This window comes from Ructibacterium sp. SJQ-7 (genome assembly GCF_054696575.1).
Map to the genome: position 1 here is coordinate 1,118,880 of NZ_CP195193.1, position 25,599 is coordinate 1,144,478.

Below are 25,599 nucleotides of genomic sequence, written 5' to 3' on the forward strand. Positions count from 1 at the left end.
TTCAATCCCCCCTGTATCATTAGTAAACTCTTCTTGCTCCTGCGTACTGACTGCGGTAATAATCAGTTTCCATAGACTGATATTTTACCACATCACCTGTTCTCGGTGCGTGAATCATCATTCCGTCACCGGCATAAATACCGACATGGTGAATGTATCCGTTTTGTTCAAAGAATACAAGGTCACCCGGTTGAAGTTCATCTTTATTCACCGCAGTACCGTTCTTAAACTGGTCTTCCGCAACACGATTTACGTTTATGCCAAGCGAATTACATACATACTGAACAAGTCCGCTGCAGTCAAAGCCGTTCGGAGTTGTTCCGCCCCATACATACGGCACGCCCAAATACTTCTCAGCCTCGCTCACTATCGCATTACCCTTTTCATTATCGCCCGTAAGCATATGCGTTCTTATAACAGGGTCGCCCGTTGTGTATTCCATTTTATTTCTATACTTGGCAAGTTGTCTGTACCCCTTTGTCGCCTTAACTTGTTTCTGAATGATTTTCTTCTTTGTGACTGTCTGCATGTTGCCGTTTTCGTCCTCTTCGTCAACGTCAACCAATTCTTCGTCATAGAAGTACAAAAGTCCCAAAGCCTCGTCCTCATAAACAAAGTAATATGTATCATCCTTATCAAGAATAATTTCATTTATAACAGGCTCTGCCTGAGTTACTTCAAACGTCACGCAATCCTGTGCCTTTTCAACTTTACTTCCACGTCTTAACGCAGTTATATATAAGAAATACTTACCCGGATCAACGCCCTGAATAAGTGCCTCATATTCGTCTTCGACAATCTTGCTCACAACAAGATTTCCGTCCGAGTCATACAAATCGACGTAAAAATCGTGATACTTGTCGGATTCCCATGCGATTGACACATAGTCGTCATCTGTAACACCGTTATTGTAAGGAGTAACGATATTAACGCCTGTATCGTATGCAGTACCGTAGCTTATAAGCACTTCATCGGCACTTAAAGCTTCGCCGTCATCTGTGATTGAGCTTACGATAAGTCTGTAATCTCTGCCCGTTTTGAATAATTCAGACGGCAATGTAATTTCCGTTGAATCGGTAGTGATATACTCATTTACCGCATATTCATCGTTTTCAACGTCAAACATTTCTATATGATATTCCGTTGCCGCCTGCATAGCAAGCTCAATTACAACGTCATCGCCTTCTTCATAATTATCTTCCGTTACCGGCGAATTGAGTATAGGCGTTGTAACCTCCTCAACAGGTGTTATTCTGTAATCCTTTTGCGGTATTTCAACAGTTGTCTTTTCTTCCGGTACGGCTATTGATGTTGTATCCGCAACTATTTTTGCCTGAATACCACCCGATAAGTCTGTTGTTGTATTCAAACCGATAGGAGATGTGTATTGTGTGTCCTGTACAAGAATATCGTTATCGCTTTCAAGCAACTGACGATATACAGAGAACACATCATAACCCGACTGTGTAATCACATCACTTTCATATTCCTTTTCATTCATAAAATCAAGTGACGAAAGCCATGCCGCCGCATTCATATCGGAATCTTCAACGTATATAGTCTTGTTATGTTTACTTCTGTATGAGTTTATCATATCAAGAAGAAGCATTGACTTTGAACGTTTTACAGATGTGCTGTCATCAACACCTCGATAACGCGGATTGTACAATATCGAATCAAGATGTCCTTCCGAGTCGGCATAAAATCTGTAACAACGATTATCAAGATAATCCGCTGTTTTTGAATAGTCATCACCCGACTTCATCCCGTTAAAATCAAAGCTTGAACTGTTTGTGTACAAGGCACAAACTCTGTCTGCCTCAACACCTACCATACAAAATTCCGAATAGTTTGAATCATAAACATACCATTCAAATCCGTATTCTGTCTGGTCAATTCTGTTAGGCTCGCCGAACGTATCAAGAATTGTGCTGACATTCGCACCGACTCTTATTTCTTTTCCGCCGACTGTCACCATTACATTCTGTGCAAAATAATCATATACAGTGTCGATAAGAGTTTCACATTCTTCTTTTGTAAGCTCTTTGTTCGGCTCTGTACCGAATTTTGCTGTAATTATGCCTTGTTTCATCATAAACGCATATGCAATTCTGTTTTCATCATTAATATATGCGTTGTCGTAACATTCATTCAGAATTGAGTTTGCCTCATCTTCATAAATCGTGTAACTGTCGTTGTATGTAATTATTGTTTTGTATAGGATTGTCATAAAATCCTGTTTTGTTATACTTTTCTCTTGTTTTGCCTCTTCGGTATCTTCAAAATTAATATATCCCAACACAATAGGTTTTATTAAATTTGTATCAAGTCCCGTTTCGTCAAGTCCCTGTGGGATTTCGACTTCTTTATCCGTAAGATGTTCATATAAAGCAACTGCCTTATCCAAAGCCTCTGTTTCTGTTATTGCAGAATCGGCAAAAACGGTTAATTTTAAGCTGGGTGTAGCTGTTGACAACATTATTCCGGCTAATATAGCACATAATACTGCCTTCTTCCTGACCTTCAAACACCTCAACTCCTTTTTAACAGATTAATTTACAGTTTACATTATATCAAATGTAACCGTAATTGTCTATAAACAAATTGTTAATTTTTTATGACCAAAATAATGATTTAATACCTTTATTTTCACAAAAATTTGTGATACAATATCCTTACTATGGTTTTTGGAGGTTTAAATATGAAAAAAGGCATAGCATTTGCAATACTTGCGGCTGCATTATACGCCGTCAACGCTCCGTTTTCAAAAATATTGCTCGACTGCATTCCGCCGACTTTAATGGCGGGTTTTCTTTATGTCGGTGCAGGAATAGGAATGATTATAATTGCACTCGTCCGCAAAATCAGAAAAACAGAAACAAACGAATTAAAACTGACAAAATCGGAATTGCCGTACACTGTGGCAATGATACTTTTGGACATAGCCGCACCGATTTGCTTGATGTTCGGATTGAACGCGACAACCGCCGCCAATGCGTCACTGCTTAACAATTTTGAAATTGTCGCAACGGCAATTATCGCACTTATGATATTCAAAGAAAAAATCAGTCCGCGATTGTGGTTCGGTATATTGTTTATAACTGTTTCATGCGGAATTTTGTCGTTTGAAGATTTATCAAGTCTGCAATTTACGTACGGCTCGCTGTTCGTACTTCTTGCCGCCGTCTGTTGGGGATTTGAAAATAACTGTACAAGAAAACTATCTTCAAAAGATCCGCTTCAAATCGTTTTACTTAAAGGTATTTTCTCAGGCTTAGGCTCGATAATTATAGGCTTGTGCATAGGTGAACGTTTAACTGTATTTTGGAGCATTATACCTGTGCTTTTGGTCGGATTTATCGCATACGGATTGAGTATATATTTTTATGTCTACGCTCAAAGGATTCTCGGTGCGGCACGGACAAGTGCTTATTACGCAATTTCACCGTTTATAGCCGCTATTCTGTCATTAATTATTTTCAAGCAAATTCCTACGGTTACTTATTTTATAGCATTAATTTTTATGGTAATCGGTGCTTGGCTTTCTTCAAATGACAACAAAAATTAAACAAGAGGTGACAGTTGAACCGACCCCCAAAAGTTAGACCAAAAATCTAACTATTGGGAGGTCGGTTTTTTCATGGCAAAATATAGTTTTGAATTTAAAATGGAGGTTGTGCAGGCATATCTAAATGCTGAAGGTGGGTATAGATATTTAGCAAGTAAATATAACATTCCTGCAAAGAGGAGAATTGAAGAATGGGTACACGCATACAGAGAATTTGGTGAAGAAGGGTTAATGCGTTCGAGACAAAATAAGAAATATACTTTTCAATTTAAGCTTTCTATGGTAGAATTGTATCTATCAAGTGAGGTCTCATATCAGGAATTAGCACTATCACAAGGAATTAGTAATCCATCATTGATTGTAAAATGGGTCAATGATTTCAGAATTGCCGGACCTGATGCTTTGAGACCTAAAAAGAAAGGTCGTAAGAAAACATTGGATATAAGAGAATGTAAAAAGCCTTCTAAATATGACGGAGAAAAACCCGTGGATACAAGTGCCGAGCATGTCAAAGAACTTGAAGACGAACTACTTAAACTTAGAATAGAAAATGCATATTTAAAAGAATTGAGGAGACTGCGTTTAGAGGAGGAAACTCTTCTGAAAAAACAGCGAGAATTGTCCACAGTCTCCGAGGACAGTTCAAATTAAAAGACATTCTCGCAGTAGTCGGTTTTCCAAAGGCAACATATATGTATTGGCAAAAACGATTTGACAGAGAAAATCCTGATAAACAGTTGGAGGATGAAATCACTAAAATCCATATAGAAAACAAGGATTACGGTTACAGACGGGTATATAGAGAATTACGAAACAGAAAGATTTTTGTGAATAAAAAGAAAGTTCAAAGAATCATGCAAAAATTATGTTTCCAGGTCACATCATTTACTCGAAAAAGTCGCAGATATAATTCGTACAAAGGCAATGTTGGTAAAATAGCACCAAACAGAATTAACAGGCGATTTAATACATCTGTACCGCATCAAAAGATAACTACTGACACGACCGAATTTAAGTATTATGAGATTGACAACAAAGGCCGAATGGTAATTAAGAAATTGTATTTAGACCCATTTCTTGATATGTTTAATGGTGAAGTGTTAAGCTATGGTATAAGCAAAACTCCATCAGCGGCAAGTGTTTTATCGGCACAGAAACAAGCAATAGAAATAACATCTGATTGCCCATACAGAAGAACATTCCATTCAGACAGAGGTTGGGCATATCAAATGGGTGCATATTCCTCTGTTCTTAAAGAAAACAAAATATTTCAAAGTATGTCTCGGAAAGGAAATTGTTATGATAACTCTGTGATGGAAAATTTCTTTGGAATATTAAAGCAGGAAATGTATTATGGAACTACATATTACAGCTTTGAAGAGCTTAAAGATGCTATTGAAAGATATATAAAATATTACAACGAGAAAAGAATAAAAGAAAAACTTGGGTGGATGAGTCCGGTTGAGTATCGGCTCAACACCTTGGCTGCATAAAAATAGCGTAGCAGTCGTTAAAACTACTACGCTATAAAAAGTCTAACTTTTTGGGGTCACATCAAGTCTTTTCAGACCGTCACCTCTTTTAATTTATTTTCTAATCATTTTCAAAATTTGCACAATCACGAATGTACCGAGCGACAATCCGTAAACCGTCAACAGTTCCGCAATCGTAAGCGGTGCAACCGCAAATATACCTTGCAGTACAGGTACAAGCAATACGGCATTTAAAAGCACAAATCCAACAAAAAACGCACCTATCATACTTTTATTGTTCCACATTGTTTTTGTAAACCAAACAGGTTTATCCGATTTACAATTAAAGCCATGTACAAGTCTTGACAGACACAATGTTGAAAAAGCCATTGTACTTGCAACTTCGGCATTTCTCATAAATCCGACATAGAATGCGATCATAGTCATAACACCTATCACAATGCCCTCAACACATATATTTGTAAGTACCTTTTTTGTAAGTATAGATTGATTTTTCGGTCGTGGCTTTTCATTCATAACATCACTGCTGTGCGGTTCAACACCGAGTGCAATCGCAGGCAAACTGTCCGTAAGCAAGTTTATAAACAACAGATGCACCGCTTTAAACGGAACAGGCAACGCCATAAATGACGCATACAATACCGCAAGTATACCTGCCGTATTACCCGAAAGCAAGAATTGAATTGCACGTTGAATATTTCTGTACAGATTACGTCCGTTTTCGATTGCCTTGACTATCGTTGCAAAATTATCGTCCGTAAGCACCATTGACGCGGCGTCTTTTGCCACTTCACTGCCCGTTATACCCATTGCCACACCTATATCCGCCTGTTTAAGTGCCGGTGCGTCATTCACTCCGTCACCGGTCATTGAAACGATGTAGCCTTTTCTCTGCCATGCGCTGACTATTCTTATTTTATGTTCAGGCGAAACTCGCGCATAAACCGACACGTCCGAAACAAATTCATCAAGTTCTTCATCTGACAGATTTTCAATCTCTCTGCCCTCTACCGCACGGCCGTTATCATCCAATATACCGATTTTTCTTGCAATCGCCGACGCGGTCACAAGGTGGTCGCCGGTTATCATTATAGGACGTATTCCGGCGGTTTTACATTTTCTTACTGCCTCTGCACTTTCTTCTCTAGGCGGGTCTTGCATTGCAACAAGTCCTAGCAAGATATAGTCCTTTTCATCGTCAACGCTTATGTCGACTGTATCAACGTCACGTTCGCACACAGCAAGTACACGAAGTCCCATTTGAGAAAATTCCGTATTAACTTTCTTTAACTCTGCCAAATCTTCGGCAGTAAACGGTCTTTTTCCGTCCATAGTTTTGACTTCATCAATTCTGCCCGACAAAACGTCAACCGCACCTTTTGTCAGCATTTTATAATTGTCGCCGATTTTATGAACGGTACTCATCAATTTTCTGTCTGAATCAAAAGGGATTTCACCCAAACGCTGATATTTTTCACGCATTTTTTCAACAGGCAAATCATGCTTTTCCGAAAAATTCACAAGTGCAATTTCTGTCGGATCACCGATTTCCTGACCTTCTTTTTGAACGGAGTCATTACACAATGCACCGTCTATTATAAGCTGACCTTGACGTGCATTGATTTCATCGTCTTTATCAATAATTTGACCGTCAAAATAAATTTTTTGAACAGTCATTTTATTTTGCGTAAGCGTACCCGTTTTGTCTGAACAAATTATAGAAACACTGCCCAGTCCCTCAACAGCCTGCAATTTTCGTATAATCGCATTTTCTTTTGCAAGTTTCTGTGTTCCGACTGACAAAACTATCGTAACAATCGAGCTTAAAGCCTCCGGAATTGCCGCAACGGCAAGTGCAACCGCAAACACAAATGCGTCCGTAAACACTGTCAAATTTATACCGTCACTGCGGAACAGTTCCAAACCCAAAACAATAACGCATATTCCGATTATGATAAGCGACAGCTTTTTACCGAAATTATCAAGGCTTTCCTGCAACGGTGTTTTCTTTTCCTGCGTACTTTTTAACAGTGACGCAATTTTGCCGATTTCGGTTTCCATACCGACTGACGTTACAACCATTTTCGCTCTGCCGTAAGTCGCAAAACTTCCCGAATACAGCATATTCACTCTGTCACCCAGCGGTTTTTCGCCGTCAAGTACAGTTTCCTGTTTTTCGACAGGCTCACTCTCGCCGGTCATTGCACTTTCATCAACCTTCAAGGAGGCATTTTCAATTATACGTCCGTCCGAACAGACGTAATCACCTGCCTCAATGACCACAATATCGCCTACTGTCACATCTTTTCCCTCAACGACTTTTATTTCACCGTCACGGATAACCTTTGCAGTCGGCGCAGACATTTCTTTAAGACTGTCAAGCGACTGTTCCGCTTTGATATGCTGTACAGTACCCAAAATCGCATTTATCGTTATAACTACAAATATTACGATCGCACTTTCTATATCGCCGAGCACACCGGATATAATCGCCGCAATAATAAGAATTATAACAAGAAAATCCTTGTACTGCTCCAAAAACAATATAAACGGATTTTTCTTTTTACCCTCCGCAAGTTCGTTTTTGCCGTACTTTTTCTGATTTTCCTTTGCTTGATTTTGCGTAAGACCATTTTCATCAGTCCCGAGCATTGTAAGCACATCTTCTTTTTTCATTTGATATGGGTTCATAATCAATTCCTCCATCTTCTCACTTATGCCGCAAACAAAAAAGCAAGACTTTTTATTGCAGCACAAAAAATTATCTGCAATAAAAGTCTTGCTTCATAGAATATGATACGGTTCTTCCGAACGTGTATTGACGACATCATATTACGCATATAAAATGCGCAAGCTACTCCCCTTTATTGATTGTATAATATCATATTATTACCAAACTGTCAACTGCATATTCTAAATTTATTCGGCAATTATACTTCCGTCACGTCCGAACATACTTCCGATATTGATATTACCGAAATTATCAACTTTTTTACCGTCCATAAGGAATTGAACACGCTGAATATTGTCAAGCTCTGTAAGCGAATCAACGATTGAATATATCGTCATTTTTTCTTTTTCCGCAGTACCTGAATTTTTATCGGTAAAATTAGCTTTGAAATTTACAAAGCAAATATTATCCGAAGTTTCCACACTCAAAAGTACGGTATCCTTGCTGAGCGGTACTGACAGTTCCTTGTTTTCAGGACCTTTGATAAGTTCATTTATAATATATTGTGCCAAAGGTTGTTGGTCGGTGACTTTAATTGTTCTTGTTTCCATAACAAGCTTGTTGCCGTCTTTATTTGGAAAATACAATGCAATTTCACGTGTTTCACTGTTATATGTATCGGTTGACAGATTAATGTCTTGATTTCTCAAATACCCTATAATCGAGCCGTCCGCCGTTGCAATATCCTTGCCCTCAACAATTACTTTAACACTGTCAACACTGCTGATTGCACACAACGATTTCACAACTGCATAAACCGCAAGCACATCTTTTGTATTGTCGCCTGTCAAAAATTCACCTGAAAAGTTTACAACAATATTACCGGAATCAACGTCGTTAAGCGACAGCAACTTCGTATTTTTTTCAATAATTTTCATATAACGGCTGTTGTCGGGACCTTTCATAAGTGCCTCAATTACAGACTCCGCAAGTTCCTTATCGTCCTTATATTTAATTTCACGATTTTCCATAACTATCGAAGTCGCCGTTTCATTAAAGAAATACAGTTCACTGTTGTAGCGATAACTGCCGTAATCTTTTTTTATAAGTATTCCGACAACCGCCGCCACTGTCAGCACCGCAACCGCAACGATAGCTATTACTCCCTTTTTACTTTTCATTCTGTCCTCCAATAGTAATCTTGTAAGGTAAACGTATTGTGAATACACTGCCTATATCCGACACATTTGCAACGTCTATAGTACCGTTATGCATAAGTACAGCCTCTTTTGTGATAGCAAGTCCAAGACCCGTTCCGCCGGTATCTCTCGCTCTCGAATCGTCAAGTCTGTAAAAACGTTCAAATATTCTGTCACGCTCGCCCTCCGGTATTCCCGGACCGTTGTCCTCAATTTTTATTGTCAGATAGTCATTATCAGCCGTAAGGTCGATATGGACAAAACCGCCCTCCGGCGAATATTTAATCGCATTATCCGCGATATTGTATATCGCCTCATACATTTTGTCATAGTCAAGCAAAATCGGGCTAAATTCTGTCTGATGATTGTCAACATATATAACAATATCCTTTGCATTTGCAATCGGTGTGAGTTTTTTTACAACCTGACTTATAAGCATCTTAATATCGACTTCTTCAAGTTTCAGCGAATTACCGCCTGCGTCAAGTTTTGTAAGCACAAGCAGTCTTTCGACAATTCTTGTAAGTCTGTCAACCTCGTCCGACATATCGCCGAGGAATTCCTTTACCATAGCCGGATCGGGATTTTCTGCCGCAACAAGACTGTCGCATATAAGTTTTATACCAGCCATAGGGGTTTTAAGTTCGTGTGACGCGTCCGAAACAAACTTACGTCTTTTTTCTTCCAAAAGTTCAAGTTCGTCACACATATAATTAAGCATTTGTGCCATTTGTGCAATCTCATTATGACCTTTAACTTCAACATGCTTTGAGAAATTACCCTTTGAAATTTCCTTTGCAACGGCAATAAATTCTTCAATCGGTGACGTTATAATATAGCTCATACCCAAACTAAGCATACCGATAAGAATTACAATAAGCGTACTGAAAACTATAAGACTGTTCCTTGTCGTTCGGACTGTATCATCAATCGTGTTTATCGATTCTGCCAAATACACACTTCCGATTATTTCACCGCTGAATGTTACAGGCACCGCAACGCTTATAAGACGCATATTGTTTTCGCCTGTCGTTATAATATCGGCTTGTTCGCCGTCAAGCGCACGTTTTAAAACGTCACGCATAAAAACCTTGCCGATAAGCTGTGATTCTTCGTTCGTGTCATACAAAACCGAATACGATTTATTTGTCACAACACCTCTTATATTCGTACCTGCAAGGCTTCGCTCAACAACATCCGAAAACTTTTGAGCCGAAGTCGCAGATGTATCACTTCCCCATACGTCCGCAATGGTTTCAGATATAATATTCGCCTTTGCAAACATATTTATCGTTTCCGTACTGTACAGATTTTCGCTAAGCAGACTGATTATATAAATACTCATCAAAACAAGCGTTGTAACAATAATTGCAAGATAAGTTGCAATCATCGTAAAACGCATTGAATTGGTGATGTTTTTAATCTTTTCCTTAATCCTTCTTATAATAGTAACCAACTCCCCACTTTGTCTTTATATATGAAGGCTCGGCAGGATTTTTCTCAATTTTTTCTCTAAGCCTTCTTATATGAACGTCAACCGTTCGTACATCACCCGGATAATCAAAGCCCCACGCTATATCCAAAAGATTTTCTCTTGTATAAACCTTACCCGGATTTCTCATAAACAGTTCCAAAAGGTCAAATTCCTTGCTTGTAAGTTCAATAACCTTATCATTTATCACAACGCGTCTGAAATTATAGTCCAAAGTTATATCGCCCGATATGATAAGCTTGTCCCTTTCGCCTTTCGGTGCAGGATTTACTCTGCGCAAAATCGCCTTGATTCTTGCCGTAACCTCACGAATGTTAAAAGGCTTGGTTATATAATCGTCCGCACCGTATTCAAGTCCGAGTATCTTATCTATATCTTCACTTTTCGCCGTAACCATAATTATAGGTACATTTGAAAAACTTCTTATCGTACGGCATACGGTAAATCCGTCCACTTTCGGCAACATCAAATCAAGCAAAATTAAGTCTATGCTTTCATCATGTGCAAGACGAATAGCCTCCTCACCGTCAAATGCAGTCACTACCGCATAACCGTCTTGCTCAAGGTTAAACTTTATACCTTTCACCAAAAGTTTTTCGTCATCTACCACTAATATTTTCATCTGTCCCATCCTTTCAACTCACTGTAATATTTATATTAATTAAAAAACAGATTTATTCTACCGAAATATATTCCTTAATATCCTCAAATTTCTTCTCACTTATTCCCGACACCTTCATTATCTCCTCTATTGACATAAAAGGGCCGTTTTCCTGTCTGTATTTGATAATTCTTTCAGACATTTTCTCTCCGATACCTTTCAGCTTTACAAGCTGTTCTGTATCTGCGGAATTGATATTGATTTTACCGTCGGTGACTTCTTTCGTGTCCGATTCATACGGAATATAATCCTCCGTTGCCACGGTTTCCATAACAAAAGCGTCTTTTTCAAAGTGTTCAACGGCAAATCCGCCCAAAACCAACAATACAAAAATGATTATGTATAAGAATATTTTTGATTTTTTGTTCAAAACTAACATTTTGCTACCTCTGAAAATGTGTTATATTAATAGTATAACATAAATTTTTCATTTTTTCATCTTTTTTTACGAATTTAAAGAAAATTTTATTGCAATATAATTAGAATTTCGATATAATAGTAAATTGAGATATAATGTATTAAAATTAGAATATAGATTTATGGAGGCAATGATACTATAATGAAAAAGAAAAGGTTAATTTCTTTACTGCTTGCGGCATTTATAACGGTTATGCCGCTATCATTTTCTTTTGCGGCACCGACTCCGGAGCCGACTACTGATAACACAACTTCAACCGTAACTTCACCTGACGGAACAACCAGAACAGTAACTTCCGACGGCAATGATGTAAAATCAACACCAAAGGCAACCGAAAGCACAGATACATCAAGCGATACGGAAACAACATCCGCAACCGAAACACCGTCAGATACTTCATCGGATACATCAAGCACATCTGATACAACTTCGCAAAGCGATACAGATACAACATCGCAAAACGCAAATTCACTTCCGAACGGCATAACTATGGAAGATCCGTCACTTACGCCTCCGAACGTGCAGTATGCACAGTCCGCACTTCTTATGGATATGGCGTCGGGACGAGTTTTATACAGTAAAAACCTTGACGAAAAAGTTTACCCTGCAAGTACAACAAAGATTATGACAGCTATACTTGCACTTGAAATGGGTAATATGGACGATACGGTAACCGCCACATATGACGCGCTGAAATCAATAACTCTTGAAGATTCTCATATGGGTATACTTACCGGCGAGGAACTTACTTTAGACCAACTTGTAAAAGGTATGCTTGTATACAGTGCCAATGATGCGGCAAATGTTATTGCAATTCACATTGCAGGCTCGCTGGACGCATTTGTCGATTTGATGAATCAAAAGGCACAGGAATTAGGAATGACAGGCACTCACTTCGTAAATCCTTGCGGTTCACATGACGATAACCACTATACAACGGCTCGCGACCTTGCAATACTTGCAAAGTACGCAATGAAAAACGATCAATTCCGTGAAATTGTAAAAATGCCTATATACAAAATTCCGGCAACAAATAAGTATGCATCAGAGCGTATTCTTGTAAATACAAACCTATTCCTCGGAACATCACGTTCGACTTACTACTATTACCCACCGGCAATAGGTATTAAAACAGGTCACACCTCACAAGCCGGATACTGTCTTGTATCAGCCGCTTCATATAACGATACTGAATTTCTTGCAATCGTTATGAACTGTAAAAACGTAGATACAAAGGAACAGGCTTATTCATATATCGATTCAAAGACTTTGTTCAATTTTGGTTTTGATAATTACACACATCAACCGCTTGCGGCAGTCGGAGATATAGTTTCCGATTCAAAGGTTTATGAGGCAAAACAAGATATGCGTGTTGCTGTAACTGTTGAAAACGACGTGTCAGCACTTATTCCGAGCGGTGAAGGCAACGCAGAGCAAATAACAACGAATATCGATATGCCCGAAAAATTAGAGGCACCTATTACAAAAGGTGACGTACTTGGTACAGTGACATATTCATATAAAGGTATTGAAGTCGGTTCGGCTAACCTTATCGCAACAAATGATGTTGAAAGAAATAATATTCTTCACGCATTCCACCTTGTGTTAAAGGTTATAACAAGTCCATTCTTCTTCATTCCGGCAATACTTCTTATACTTCTTATTATGTACGCCAGATATCAGAAGAAGAAACGCGAAAGACAAAGACGTATTCAGCAGTTAAAGAAAAACAGACAGCGTTCATCATCAGAAAATGAAACAGGTACACGCACACCAAACAGAAATGCATCAAGAACAGAAAGAATTGACCGCGAAACAAAAGGTTCAAATTCAAGATACAGAAGATAATAAACGAAGATAAAACAAAAGGCAAGCCACATCTATAGCTTGCCTTTATTTTTTAACCGTTTCAAAACTACCTATTCAAAAATTCATCAATTAATTTTTTCGATTCTTCAAAAGGATTTTTACTGCTTACATAATGTATCCTATCGTCGCGTCTGAACCACGTAAGCTGACGTTTGGCATAACGGCGTGAGCTTTGCTTTATGAGTTCTACGGCATCTTCAAGGCTCATTTTACCGTCATAATAGTCCATAACTTCTTTATAGCCTATACCCTTCATTGAATTTAATTCCTGCGTATAGCCCATATCCATAAGACATTTAACTTCCTCCAAAAGTCCGCTTTTTATCATAATATCGACACGTCTGTTTATTCTGTCATACAGTACGTCCCTATCCCAATCAATACAAATCATAAGCGGATTATATCGGCTTTCAACTCGCTTTGTTTCCTCTTGGTGTTTAGAAATCGGTTTGCCTGTCGTTTTATAAAACTCTATCGCACGAATAATACGTCTGACGTTATTAGGGTGCAGTCTTTCAGCTGACTCCTTATCAAATTCCGCAAGCATATCGAGCAAATATTCACTGCCTTTTTCCTCTGCTGTCTTTTGCAGTTTTTCACGAAGTTCGTAATCAGTGTCAATCTCACCGAATGTAACGTCATTTACAACAGAATTTATATAAAGTCCCGTACCGCCTGCCATTACGGCAATTTTGCCGCGGCTGGTAATATCGGCGATAGTCTTATGTGCAAGCTCGGTATAGTCCGCAACACTGAACTCATCATCAGGTTCAAGAAAACCGATAAGATGATGAACGGCTTGACTCATTTCTTCCGCAGTCGGTTTTGCCGAGCCTATATCCATATATTTATAAATCTGCATACTGTCGGCACTGACGATTTCACCGCCGACATAATTTGCAATATCAATCGCAAGTGCCGTTTTTCCCGACGCGGTCGGTCCGACAACAACAATAAGAGGTATCTTAGACAATTCTCTTAAACTCCTTTTCAAGTTCCTTTTTGCTCATTGTTACTATAATAGGTCTGCCGTGAGGGCAAGTATTAATATTTTTAAGCCTTAACACATTTCTCACAAGCGTTTCCATTTCTATCTTACTCATACGCATATTCGCTTTAACCGCCGATTTACACGCAATCGTATATAAAAGTCTTTCGTTCTTTTCCGTTATAAGTTCTTTCCTCAGTTCCTCGCCTTGTGCGACAAGTTCAAGCACAAGCGGTTCAACTTCACCGAGTTCAACTTCACCCGGAACACTTCGTACAATAACCGCGTCATCGCCGAATTCTTCCGACTCAAAGCCTATATCGTCAAAAAGCTGTTTATTGTCACGATACGCAGTCATTTCACTGCCGGTAAGATTTACTATAACAGGCTCGATAAGCATTTGTGACACAACTTGTTTTGACGCAATATCTTTCTTCAATTCTTCATATTTCAAACGTTCGTGTGCCGCGTGCTGGTCTATAATCATCATTTCGTCGCCCTTTTCGGCTATGATGTACGAATCAAAAACCTGACCGACTATTTCAAAATATTCGTCTGCAAAAACAGTTTCTTCGCGTTTCGGAACTTCGGTTTCAACATTTTGCTCTGTCGGCTTTTCTTCCTTAACGGTTTCAACCCTTAATGTTTCAGTAACAGTTTTTTCCTCATTCTTTATTTCTTCAACTGTGGCTTCTTCCGCTTTAACCGCGTCCTTTTTAGGAAGTATTCCGTTTGTTTCCGCCTTCGGAGTTTCAAGCGATACAGTTCTTGTATAAGGAATTTCGGGTTGTCTTGATTTTATAAAATCGGGTTTTAGTGATACAAAATTATTTTGTGTTTTAGTGTCCCCAACTTTATCCGTTTTATTGTCACTCACCGAATTATTTTTAGTGTCCCCACTGTTTTTCAGGAAATGATTTTCTCGTGGATTATATGCGGTCGTTTCCGGACGTTTTGTCATTGTCTTCGGAAGTGCAACCGCAATGTCGCTTAGATTTAACTGTCCCTTTGGCGTATCACGTTTAAATTCTTCCGAAGTACGCTCGATTTTCGGTACATTCGGTATTTCGTAAAGTGCGTTTTTCACACCGTAATACACCGCATTATAAACCGCCTTTTCATCTGAAAACTTCACTTCAAGTTTTGTCGGGTGAACGTTAATGTCAATAAGTGACGGATTGATTTCTATATTAAGTATCGCCATAGGGAATTTGCCTATCATAATCTGATTTTTATAGGCATTTTCAAGTGCGGCGATTATTGTTCTGCTTGTTATGTATCTTCTGTTTACAAAAAAGCTCTGATAATTTCGCTTAGGCCGTGCAAGAGTTCCCTTGCCGATAAGACCTGTAATTTTAATGCCGTCCGATTCGTATTCTACGGGAATTGTACCCTTGGCATAATCTCTGCCGTAAACTGTATAAACCGAATTTTCAAGCGAATTATCGCCCGGTGAAAACAATTTTTCTTTGTTGTCGATTATCAGCTTAAAGGATATTTCGGGGTGTGCGAATATAAATCTTGTCATTATATCCGTTATGTATCCTGCCTCAGTTGCGTCTTTTTTCAAGAATTTACGTCTTGCAGGTGTGTTGAAAAACAGATTTTCGACAAGTATCGATGTACCGTCGGGAATACCTGCCTCGTCAGAAGAAAGTATTTCTCCGCCTTTGCACGTTACACATACGCCTGTTTCATCCTCGTGTCGCTTTGTAAAAAGTTCAACTTCGGCAACAGCACCTATACTTGAAAGTGCCTCACCTCTGAAACCAAGCGTATAAATTGCGTCAAGGTCACTGCTCGTCTGCACCTTACTTGTCGCATGGCGTAAAAAGCATATTTTCGCATCCTCCTCCGACATACCGCTGCCGTTGTCGCTGACGCGCATATATATGCTTCCGCCTTTTTTTATCTCCACGCTTATCAGAGTTGCACCGGCATCTATGCTGTTTTCAACAAGTTCCTTTATAACGCTTGACGGACGTTCAACAACTTCGCCCGCCGCTATTTTATTTGAAACTTCACTGCTCAGTACATGAATTTTTCCCATTTTAAACCCTTTCAACCGTTAATACTCGTGACTTTAACAGCCACAAATGTTTATATTTCCTTCGCCCTGTTTGCCAATTCGTAAAGCTTGTTCATCGCCTCAATCGGTGTGTACGTTGTGACGTCCATATTTTTAAGTTCGTCTGCAATTTCGTTTGCTATACTGTCACCGAAACCGATTTGATTTGTTGTGTCCTCGTGTTTCTTCGCCGTATGTTCTACAACGATTTCATCATTCTCAATCTTTTTCAAAATCTTCTTTGCACCGTTGATTACTTCTTTCGGAACACCTGCAAGTGCCGCAACTTCAATACCGTAACTGTCGTCCGCACCGCCTCTGACGATTTTACGCAAAAACGTAATATCGTCACCACGTTTTTTAACGGCAATTCTGTAATTTTTAACACCGTCAAGTTCTTCCTCAAGTTCGGTAAGCTCGTGATAATGAGTTGCAAAAAGCGTCTTTGCGCCGATTTTGTGCTTATTTTGTATGTACTCAACAACCGCCCAAGCTATTGACAATCCGTCAAATGTGCTTGTACCGCGTCCGATTTCATCAAGAATAATAAGCGATTTTGACGTTGCATTCTTCAAAATGTGACTTACTTCCGTCATTTCAAGCATAAACGTACTCTGTCCCGACGAAATATCGTCAGACGCACCGACTCTTGTAAAAATCTTGTCCACAATACCGATTTTAGCCGACTTTGCAGGCACAAAACTTCCGATTTGTGCCATAAGAGTTATAAGTGCAACTTGTCGCATATACGTTGACTTACCTGCCATATTCGGACCTGTTATAATAATCATTCGGTCGTCATCGTTATTCAAAAGAGTGTCATTCGGTACAAACATCGAATTTTTTGACATTTTCTCAACAACAGGGTGTCGTCCGTCCGTAATTTCGATTTTGCCGTTATCCGATATTTCAGGCATGGTAAAGTTGTTTTTGTATGCAGTCTGTGCCAGCGACAAAAGTACGTCAGTCGTTGCGATAATATGTGCCGCATTTTTCAAACGCTCGATTTCCTCACTCACGCTTGTTCTGACCTGTTCAAAAACATAGCTTTCAAGCGTCACGATTTTTTCCGATGCACCGAGAATTGTGTTTTCGATTTCCTTTAGTTTCGGAGTAATGTATCTTTCACAGTTTGCAAGCGTTTGCTTTCTGATATAATAATCGGGTACGTCTTTTATCGCCGATTTTGTAATCTCTATATAGTAACCGAAAACCTTGTTATAGCCGACTTTCAGCTTGCTTATGCCCGTTGATTCACGTTCTTCGTTTTCAAGTGCCGCAAGCCACTTTTTACCGTCACGCATTGCAATACGCAAATTGTCGATTTCCTCATTAAAGCCCTCTTTTATAACATTGCCGTCACGCAAAAGTGCCGGCGGTTCGTCATTTATCGCTCTTTCAAGCAAATCGCACACATCTTCAAGCAAATCAAAATTTTTACGCATATCACCAAGCATCGGTGACTTGACGTTGCTTAAAGTGTACTCAAGTTCAGGTAACTGTAAAAGCGTCATTTTAAGTGCAATTAAATCTTTCGGTGTAACAGTGCCAAGCGAAATACGGCTGATGATTCTTGATATATCATATGTTCCCGAAAGTACTGCCGAAAGGTCATCGCGGAGCATTATATTCTCCGTAAGCTCCTTTACCGAATACAGTCTCTTGTTTATCTCAATAGGATTGATAAGCGGCTTTTCAATCCACTGTTTTAGAAGTCTTGCACCCATTGACGTTTCTGTATTGTCAAGCACCCACAAAAGCGAACCTCTTTTAACCTTGTCACGCATTGTTTCGGTTATTTCAAGGTTACGTCTTGTATTCACGTCAATATCCATATACTGATTAACTTCGTATGTATTAATCGTGTTTAAATATGTAAGACTTGTTTTTTGCGTATGTTCCAAATACGCAATCATAGCACCGACCGCACGAACCGCATAAGGTTTTGTGTCAAGTGCTATTTCCGACAAGGAATTTTTACCGAACTGCTGCAGGATATTCTTTTCAAATTCCGAATTTTCAAAGAAATCGTCCGTACATTCGTCGGGAGTTATATGAAATCTCAACTCAACCTGTGCAGATAATTTTTCCGCTGCGTCCGAATTTAAGAGTATTTCTTTCGGCTCATATCTCGCTATTTCGTTTAGTGCCTCGTCCGCTCCGCTGATTTCGGTTGTATAAATCTCACCCGTTGAAATATCCGAAACCGCAAATCCGTATTTGTCACGCTGACTGTATATAACCGCAAGATAATTATTATTCTTTTCGTCAAGCAACTCCTCATCAACAACCGTACCCGGTGTCACTACACGAATAACCTCACGTTTTACAATACCTTTAGCGGTTTTAGGGTCCTCAACCTGTTCGCATATAGCAACCTTATACCCCTTTTCAATCAGCTTTGCAATATAAACCGACGCACTGTGAAAAGGAACGCCACACATTGGTGCGCGTTCCGAAAGTCCGCAGTCTTTACCTGTAAGCGTTATTTCAAGCTCCTTTGAAGCTTTTATGGCATCATCAAAAAACATTTCATAGAAATCACCCAATCTGTAAAATAATATACAGTCCTCGTATTCCTCCTTTGTTTTCAGATATTGAGTCATCATCGGCGTCATCTGCTCTTTTGCCATTCCGCTTTATCTCCTTGTCTTTAGATTTGTGTATAAATTAGTGACAGCCGCCGCAAGTGCTGCAATCATGCGTACAGTTTGGATCTTGTCCTGTGATGTAGAAATTCAGCATTTGATTAACTTGATTAACCATTGCGTCAAATTCTTTCTTTGCATCAATGTACTTCTTTATTGATTCCGATTTTTCAAGCATTTCTTCAAATGCTTCATTATTCTTCTGTATAGCTTCTTCACGCGAAATCTTGTTGTTTTGCATATCGCGTGCAAGGTTCATTCTCTGCAAGTTGAATTCCTTTAAAAGTGCCTGTGCCTCGTCATCATTTTCTTGTAAAATCTCGGCATTCTTTGCATTTTTCATTTCTTCTGAATTTTGGATAAGTTCTCCAAGTTCTCTTGTCTTTTCGATTATTTCGTTCATATTATTAAATTCCTTTCTTATTCTGCAATCTCACCGTTAAGGCTCCATGTGTGTGCCTCGGTAATTCTTACGTCTATATATTTTCCTATAAGCGATTTATCGCCCTTAAAGTTTACTATCTTTGAACTGTCACAACGGCCCGAAAGTGTTGTTTCGTCATTCTTGCTTACACCGTCGACAAGCACCTTTTCAACCAGTCCTACATACGCCTCATTTTTGCGTTTTGAAATTTCATTCTGTACTTCCAAAAGCTTGTTGAAATTCTCGTGTATTTCTTCGTCTGTAAGTACAAAATCAAGCTTTGCCGCAGGAGTTCCCTCACGTCTTGAATATATAAATGAGAATATGTTATCATACTCAACCTTACGAAGTACGTCAAGTGTTTCCTCAAAATCTTCCTTTGTTTCCGTTGGAAAACCGACTATAATATCGGTTGAAAGAGAAATGTTCGGTATTCTCTTTTTAACCTTTTCAATCTTTGCAAGATAATCTTCTTTTGTGTACTTTCTGTTCATTTCTTTCAAAATCTTGTTTGAACCTGCTTGAACAGGAAGATGAAGTTGTTTACAAACCTTGTCACATTCCGCAATCGCATCAATAAGTTTATCGCTTAAATCCTTTGGGTGTGATGTCATAAATCTGATACGTTCAACGCCCTCAATATCATTTACCATACGAATAAGGTCTGCAAAGTCAACATCTGTGTCAAGGTCTTTGCCGTATGAATTTACATTCTGTCCTAAAAGTGCAATTTCACTGCAACCTCTTGCCACAAGTTCCTTAACTTCGGCTATAACCGCCTCAGGTGTACGGCTTCTTTCACGTCCGCGTACATACGGTACAATACAGTATGAGCAGAAATTGTTGCAGCCGTACATTACAGATACCCATGCTTTTTTATCATCGTCACGCATAATAGGAATATCCTCTGCGATTGCACCGTCACTGCTGTCAATATCGACAACTGTTTTCTTTTCGTGAATTGCTCTGTATAAAAGCTCCGGCATTTTGTAAAGTGCGTGTGTTCCGAAAACAAGGTCAACGTGTTCGTGTACTTTTTTGATTTTCTCGGTAATATGCTCCTGTTGTACCATACAACCGCATACACCGATAACCATATCTTTTCTTTCTTCTTTGATGTGCTTTAAAATACCGAGTCTGCCGAAAACCTTTTGCTCCGCATTTTCACGCACCGCACAAGTATTATATATAACAACATCAGCTTTGTTGCTGTCGTCCGTAAAGTCAAACCCTGCCTGTCTTAGCATACCTCTTATACGTTCAGTGTCGTTTTCATTCTGCTGACAACCGTATGTTTCGGTAAGCGCTAATTTTGCGTGTCCGTTTTGAGCAGCATAACGCATATTTTCTTCTTTGAGTTTCATTATATAGCTTTCTTGCTCCGCCATCTGCTCCTTAGTTATAAGCTTTGCCATTTACATTTCTCCTATACTTCAAAAGTAAAGTTAATTATATCACATTTAAATTGTAATTACAACTTAAAATTCATAATCGCAAACACGTCTTTCCGCTACATACGGACGCACATACGTTGCACCGACAGCTTTGTGTTCAGGGTGATTTTGGTAAGTGTTTAAATCCTCTTTTGTTTCAAACTCCGATACAAGTACTACATCTGACGCGGCGTCTGTATCGTTGAAATTAAGTCCGACTTCAATGTTTACCAAAACATCTATTTTACCCTTTAAAGCCTCAAGATTTTCCTTTATATCCTTTGCTCTCTGCTCTTTGTCTTCACTCTCTGCCATTCTCCACATTACTATATGCTTAACCACGTTAAATTCCTCCTAAATACATATACATTTATTATATCATCTTATTTTAATTTTTTCAATAAAATATGTGGTTTTTATTAAAAAATAGTGGTATAATAAACCCATAAATATCTGAAAGGACAGATTATTGTGAAAAAGCTTTTAAAAACAGCAGTGCTTACGGGCGGAATATTATTTGCCGTCAAAGGTTTGGACAACAGAATTGAAGTTACACATTACGATATATCGTCACCGAAAATCCCCGAAGGATTTGACGGATATAAAATTTTGCAAATTTCAGATTACCATGCAGACAGCGTACCGGGGCTGATTGAGGAAATCGAACACGAATCGCCCGACATTATAGTTTCGACAGGCGACCTTGTTCACGACACAGGCTCATACACACCCGGAGTACGTCTATGCAAACATCTTATCGACATTGCACCCGTTTATGCGGTAACGGGCAATCACGATTTATGGCGAAGTGACTACGATGAATTTGAGCGGGAACTTACCGAAGTCGGCGTTAAAACATTGCATGACGAGCGTGTCATTTTAAATCGTAACGAAAGTGAAATTTCACTTTCGGGAATTGACGATCCGTTTGCTTTAAACAGTGTCAAAATCGCCGAAAATATCGAAGATTCACTTGCGAAACTGCCACGTTACAACGGATATGACATACTGCTTTTTCACCGTGCGAATTTATTTGACAGATTAAAATACCGAGGTTTCAACCTTATTCTTGCAGGTCATATGCACGGCGGGCAATTCAGAATACCGAAAGGCAGAGGTGTCGTTGCACCTAAATCAAGCTGGGGCAGTAAATCGTCAATGTTTTTTCCGAAATACTTTGCCGGGCATTACCACGCACCGCACACCGATATGATTGTAAACAGAGGTATAGGCAACCCTATGCTTTTGCCGAGATTGTTTAACCGACCTGAAATAACGGTCATTACATTAAAACACAAAAAGGAGATATAAAAAATGGAAAACAAAAGACCTTTCAAAACAATTTACACTTGTTTCCCACAAGGAAAACACAAGGTACTTACAATGAGTTACGATGACGGTAAGATTTTCGACAGAAAGCTTATCGAGATTTTCAACAAATACGGTATCAAGGGTACATTCCACCTTAACACAGGTATTATGCCTGTTGATGAGGACAGAATACAGCTTTCGGAAGTCAAGGAACTTTACAAAGGCCACGAAGTATCGTGCCATACAAGCACTCACCCAACTATTGAACGTTGTCCGCTTGACCAAGTTGTTCAGCAAGTAATTGAGGACAGAAAAGCACTTGAGGACGCAGTCGGCTATCCCGTAAGAGGTCTTAGCTACCCTAACGGCTCATACAGCAAGGATATTATCAATCTTCTTCCTGCCTGCGGCATAGAATACAGTCGTGTTGTCGGAAGTACGGACGATTTTGCATTTCCCGACAACTTCCTTGAATGGAAATCTACCTGTCACCACGGTCACAACCTTATGCAGAATGCAGAACGTTTTGCCGACCTACATAAGACACAATATCTTTATATGATGTACGTTTGGGGACACAGTTATGAATTTGACCGCGACAACAGCTGGGATTTAATCGAAGGTTTCTGTAAATTTATCGGCGGACGTGACGATATATGGTACGCTACAAATATTGAAATCGTTGACTATATGAATGCCGCCAAAAATCTTAAATACACCGCTAAGGGAGACAAAGTTTACAACCCCAACGCAATATCTGTATGGATTGAAGTTGATGGTCAGCATTACGAAATCAAACCGGGAGAACTTAAAGAAATATGACGGAAAAAGAACTTTTTCCTCCTGTACGTGATTTATTCGTAAAACGCGGATACAAAGTCAATGCAGAGGTGCGTGACTGTGACGTTACCGCAACGAAAGATGACGAATTTATTATTATCGAGTTAAAGAAAAATTTATCCGTAACACTTTTGGCACAAGGTCTGAAAAGGCTCAAAACAGGCGCAGACGTATATATCGCCGTACCCAAGCCGAAAAAATATTCACTGAAAAAATTCCGTAACACTTTTGCGGTTATAAAAAAACTTGAACTCGGACTTATATTCGTTTCAGTTCGCGGCAGTCATTCATTTGCGGAAATCGTATTTGAGCCGACCGAATTCAAACCGACAACACGCGACTATCGAAAAAGGCGTGAAATTCTCACAGAAATCAACGGCAGAACGATTGACACAAACACAGGCGGTGTGACGAACACCAAAATCATAACCGCTTACACCGAACAATGTATACATATCGCGTGTATCCTTGATATGTACGGCGATTTGTCGCCGAAACGCATAAAGGAAATCAGCGGTATTGATCGCGCGTATAATATTCTAAGAATGAATGTTTACGGTTGGTTTTATAACATCAAAAAAGGAGTCTACGGTATAACGACAGAAGGACGCAAAGGACTTTTGGAATATCCCGAACTTGAAAAATACTATACCGAACTTTTACAAGAGAATACAGAAAACGGCTCACCTTTGTGAGCCGTTTTTTGAATTGCTTTTCTTTAATATTCTTGCTTCTTTTAAAAGATAATCTCTGTTGTTAAGGTTCGCATCTATGATAACCTCGTCTATCAACTTTCTCAGCACATCGCCGATTTCTCTGCCGGGGCGGTAGCCAAGACGTATAAGCTCCTTGCCGTTTACCGCAAGATGCGAAACAAGATACGGCTGTCTTTCAGCCAAAATCTGCTTATAAATCTGCATTGACGCGTCTATTCTGTTTTTCTTTTCTGGGAAATGCTCAAGATTTTTCGCCATATTGTCCGCCGTTTGCAGTATCAAAAGTTTTTCAAAAAGCACCTCACCCGTTCTTGCCATCATTCGCTTAACAGCAGGCAACGACGGCTCAACTCTTACATCATGATTTTCAACAAGTATCGAAACTTCACGAATTGTGTCGTTATCCATACGCAATCTGTGCATAAGGTCAACCGCAATTTTACAGCTTTCTCTGTGATGTCCGTAAAAATGAATTATACCGTTTTGGTCCGTACTCGAACAACACGGCTTGCCAATATCGTGCATAAGTGCCGCCCATCTCAATACCAAATCATTCGGCGTACACTTAACGGTGTGCATAATATGTTCACCGACATCATAAATATGATACTTGTTTCTCTGCGGTTCACCGAAACATCTTTCAAGTTCCGGCATTATATATTGCAGTAGTCCGCACTCGTGCAATTTTCGGATATAGTCGGGATTTTCTGAAAGAAGTATTTTATTCACTTCCTCCAAAATTCTTTCATGACTGACTTTTTTTATAAGCACCGCACATTTTTTTATTGCTTTCCATGTTTCGTCCTCAATTCTGAACGAAAGCACCGCACTGAAACGTATCGCTCTTAACATTCTAAGTGCGTCCTCTTTAAATCGTTTTTCGGGATTACCTACACATCTGATTATCTTATTTTCAATATCATGCTGACCGCCGAAATAATCAATTATACCCGTTTTCGGCAAATACATCATCGCATTTATGGTAAAATCGCGTCTTGCACAATCTTCCCTTGCATCATCGACAAAACATACACTCTGCGGATGTCTGCCGTCACTGTATTCACCGTCAGTTCTGAACGTGGTAACTTCATAACCTGTCTTGTTGTGAACAACCGTAACCGTACCGTGCTTTATACCCGTATCAATCGTACGGCGGAAAAGTTTTTTCACTTCTTCAGGTCTTGCACTCGTTGCAATGTCGTAATCATGCGGAGTTTTGCCCATAATCGTATCACGCACCGCACCGCCTGCCACAAACGCAGAAAAGCCGTCTGTGTTCAGGCGACTTAAAATATTCATAACGCTGTCAGGCAGTATAAACTCCATAATTTTCCCCTTTTTACCCCTTATTCTCTGTAAAAATTATAAATCTTATACTCGATATATGTCAATAGTTTTGTATATAATGTAAATTGAATTTAATATTCTGATTGCAAATATCTCCTATTGCTCATTTTGTTCTTTGCACATCTCGATACACTGCTTTATCACCGCATTTATTCTTTCAATCTGTGTATCTGTCAACTGTTCCATTTCTTCAATCAATATTGATGTAGGATCACGTCCTTTTATCAAATAGTCGGGAGTAGTTTCGAGAATTTCACAAAATTTTATAAAGTTTTCAAGTTTCAAAGCTTTCTTGCCGGATTCCGTTCCCGAAATCATCTGTATACTGACGTCCATTTTTTCAGCCAAATACTCCTGCGTATACCCAAGCTCAATTCTTCTCTTTTTAACTCTCTTTCCTATATCCTCAAACAATTTCTTATTCATATTACCACTCCAGATAAAATACTAATT

20 protein-coding genes are annotated in these 25,599 nt (G+C 39.2%); 6 read left to right on the forward strand and 14 right to left on the reverse strand.

Annotated features, from left to right (window positions below):
* Positions 1 to 19: 19 nt before the first annotated feature.
* The gene (locus ACSAMO_RS05095; RefSeq protein WP_499209986.1) at positions 20 to 2,527 is read right to left on the reverse strand and encodes an NlpC/P60 family protein; all 2,508 of its coding nucleotides are present in this window, start codon (positions 2,525 to 2,527) and stop codon (positions 20 to 22) included.
* Positions 2,528 to 2,701: 174 nt separating this feature from the next.
* Between ACSAMO_RS05095 and ACSAMO_RS05100 the strand changes: the two genes are divergently transcribed.
* Complete coding sequence (locus tag ACSAMO_RS05100) at positions 2,702 to 3,568, forward strand: DMT family transporter (protein WP_499209987.1); 867 nt, start codon at positions 2,702 to 2,704, stop codon at positions 3,566 to 3,568.
* Positions 3,569 to 3,640: 72 nt separating this feature from the next.
* Positions 3,641 to 5,061, forward strand: a protein-coding gene (locus ACSAMO_RS05105; protein WP_303693311.1) for an IS3 family transposase whose coding sequence is annotated in 2 segments (ribosomal slippage) — positions 3,641 to 4,163 and positions 4,163 to 5,061 — 1,422 coding nt in all. Because the reading frame shifts where the segments join, the coding sequence is not laid out codon by codon here.
* 93 nt (positions 5,062 to 5,154) lie between these two features.
* Here the strand turns inward: ACSAMO_RS05105 and ACSAMO_RS05110 are convergent.
* From ACSAMO_RS05110 to ACSAMO_RS05130, 5 genes are all read right to left on the reverse strand, one after another.
* Entirely contained in the window at positions 5,155 to 7,755 is a 2,601-nt protein-coding gene (locus tag ACSAMO_RS05110) for a calcium-translocating P-type ATPase, PMCA-type (RefSeq protein ID WP_499210090.1), read from the reverse strand.
* Positions 7,756 to 7,980: 225 nt separating this feature from the next.
* A complete protein-coding gene (locus tag ACSAMO_RS05115; RefSeq protein WP_117967021.1) occupies positions 7,981 to 8,913 on the reverse strand; it encodes a GerMN domain-containing protein in 933 nt (310 codons plus the stop codon).
* Complete coding sequence (locus ACSAMO_RS05120) at positions 8,903 to 10,387, reverse strand: sensor histidine kinase (protein WP_499209988.1); 1,485 nt, start codon at positions 10,385 to 10,387, stop codon at positions 8,903 to 8,905. Before ACSAMO_RS05120 ends, ACSAMO_RS05115 begins: the two co-directional genes overlap by 11 nt.
* Positions 10,362 to 11,045 carry a response regulator transcription factor gene (locus ACSAMO_RS05125; protein ID WP_117967026.1) on the reverse strand — a complete coding sequence of 228 codons (684 nt, stop codon included), beginning with the start codon at positions 11,043 to 11,045 and terminating at the stop codon, positions 10,362 to 10,364. Before ACSAMO_RS05125 ends, ACSAMO_RS05120 begins: the two co-directional genes overlap by 26 nt.
* 52 nt (positions 11,046 to 11,097) lie before the next feature.
* The gene (locus tag ACSAMO_RS05130; protein WP_117967028.1) at positions 11,098 to 11,463 is read right to left on the reverse strand and encodes a ComEA family DNA-binding protein; all 366 of its coding nucleotides are present in this window, start codon (positions 11,461 to 11,463) and stop codon (positions 11,098 to 11,100) included.
* A 180-nt stretch (positions 11,464 to 11,643) separates the two neighbouring features.
* On the opposite strand from ACSAMO_RS05130, the gene ACSAMO_RS05135 reads away from it, so the two are divergent.
* The gene (locus ACSAMO_RS05135; protein WP_117967031.1) at positions 11,644 to 13,350 is read left to right on the forward strand and encodes a D-alanyl-D-alanine carboxypeptidase family protein; all 1,707 of its coding nucleotides are present in this window, start codon (positions 11,644 to 11,646) and stop codon (positions 13,348 to 13,350) included.
* Between the two features lie 67 nt (positions 13,351 to 13,417).
* Here ACSAMO_RS05135 and miaA read toward each other — a convergent pair whose 3' ends face one another.
* The 6 genes from miaA to ACSAMO_RS05165 form a co-directional block, all read right to left on the reverse strand.
* Positions 13,418 to 14,344, reverse strand: coding sequence for a tRNA (adenosine(37)-N6)-dimethylallyltransferase MiaA (gene miaA / locus ACSAMO_RS05140; protein ID WP_117967034.1), 927 nt, complete (start codon positions 14,342 to 14,344; stop codon positions 13,418 to 13,420).
* Positions 14,337 to 16,409 carry a DNA mismatch repair endonuclease MutL gene (gene mutL, locus ACSAMO_RS05145; RefSeq protein ID WP_499209989.1) on the reverse strand — a complete coding sequence of 691 codons (2,073 nt, stop codon included), beginning with the start codon at positions 16,407 to 16,409 and terminating at the stop codon, positions 14,337 to 14,339. Before mutL ends, miaA begins: the two co-directional genes overlap by 8 nt.
* A gap of 50 nt (positions 16,410 to 16,459) precedes the next feature.
* Positions 16,460 to 19,060, reverse strand: coding sequence for a DNA mismatch repair protein MutS (gene mutS / locus ACSAMO_RS05150; protein ID WP_308456857.1), 2,601 nt, complete (start codon positions 19,058 to 19,060; stop codon positions 16,460 to 16,462).
* Between the two features lie 37 nt (positions 19,061 to 19,097).
* The gene (locus ACSAMO_RS05155) at positions 19,098 to 19,478 is read right to left on the reverse strand and encodes a YlbF/YmcA family competence regulator (protein ID WP_022230627.1); all 381 of its coding nucleotides are present in this window, start codon (positions 19,476 to 19,478) and stop codon (positions 19,098 to 19,100) included.
* Between the two features lie 17 nt (positions 19,479 to 19,495).
* Positions 19,496 to 20,842 (reverse strand): tRNA (N6-isopentenyl adenosine(37)-C2)-methylthiotransferase MiaB, encoded by a 1,347-nt coding sequence (miaB, locus tag ACSAMO_RS05160; RefSeq protein WP_499210091.1) that lies wholly within the window; start codon positions 20,840 to 20,842, stop codon positions 19,496 to 19,498.
* A 135-nt stretch (positions 20,843 to 20,977) separates the two neighbouring features.
* Positions 20,978 to 21,274: a Dabb family protein gene (locus tag ACSAMO_RS05165; protein ID WP_022230629.1), complete on the reverse strand. Its 297-nt coding sequence runs from the start codon at positions 21,272 to 21,274 to the stop codon at positions 20,978 to 20,980.
* A 129-nt stretch (positions 21,275 to 21,403) separates the two neighbouring features.
* On the opposite strand from ACSAMO_RS05165, the gene ACSAMO_RS05170 reads away from it, so the two are divergent.
* The 3 genes from ACSAMO_RS05170 to ACSAMO_RS05180 are packed head-to-tail and all read left to right on the forward strand — an operon-like array spanning position 21,404 to position 23,778.
* Positions 21,404 to 22,243, forward strand: coding sequence for a metallophosphoesterase (locus ACSAMO_RS05170; RefSeq protein ID WP_499209990.1), 840 nt, complete (start codon positions 21,404 to 21,406; stop codon positions 22,241 to 22,243).
* A gap of 3 nt (positions 22,244 to 22,246) precedes the next feature.
* Positions 22,247 to 23,065 carry a polysaccharide deacetylase family protein gene (locus ACSAMO_RS05175; RefSeq protein ID WP_337599588.1) on the forward strand — a complete coding sequence of 273 codons (819 nt, stop codon included), beginning with the start codon at positions 22,247 to 22,249 and terminating at the stop codon, positions 23,063 to 23,065.
* Positions 23,062 to 23,778, forward strand: a complete 717-nt coding sequence (locus ACSAMO_RS05180; protein WP_499209991.1) for a DUF2161 family putative PD-(D/E)XK-type phosphodiesterase — start codon at positions 23,062 to 23,064, stop codon at positions 23,776 to 23,778. Before ACSAMO_RS05175 ends, ACSAMO_RS05180 begins: the two co-directional genes overlap by 4 nt.
* Here ACSAMO_RS05180 and ACSAMO_RS05185 read toward each other — a convergent pair.
* Positions 23,767 to 25,125, reverse strand: a complete 1,359-nt coding sequence (locus ACSAMO_RS05185) for a CCA tRNA nucleotidyltransferase (protein WP_499209992.1) — start codon at positions 25,123 to 25,125, stop codon at positions 23,767 to 23,769. The two genes, ACSAMO_RS05180 and ACSAMO_RS05185, sit on opposite strands and share 12 nt — an antisense overlap.
* A gap of 117 nt (positions 25,126 to 25,242) precedes the next feature.
* Positions 25,243 to 25,572 (reverse strand): helix-turn-helix domain-containing protein, encoded by a 330-nt coding sequence (locus tag ACSAMO_RS05190; protein WP_022230634.1) that lies wholly within the window; start codon positions 25,570 to 25,572, stop codon positions 25,243 to 25,245.
* Positions 25,573 to 25,599: the final 27 nt, after the last annotated feature.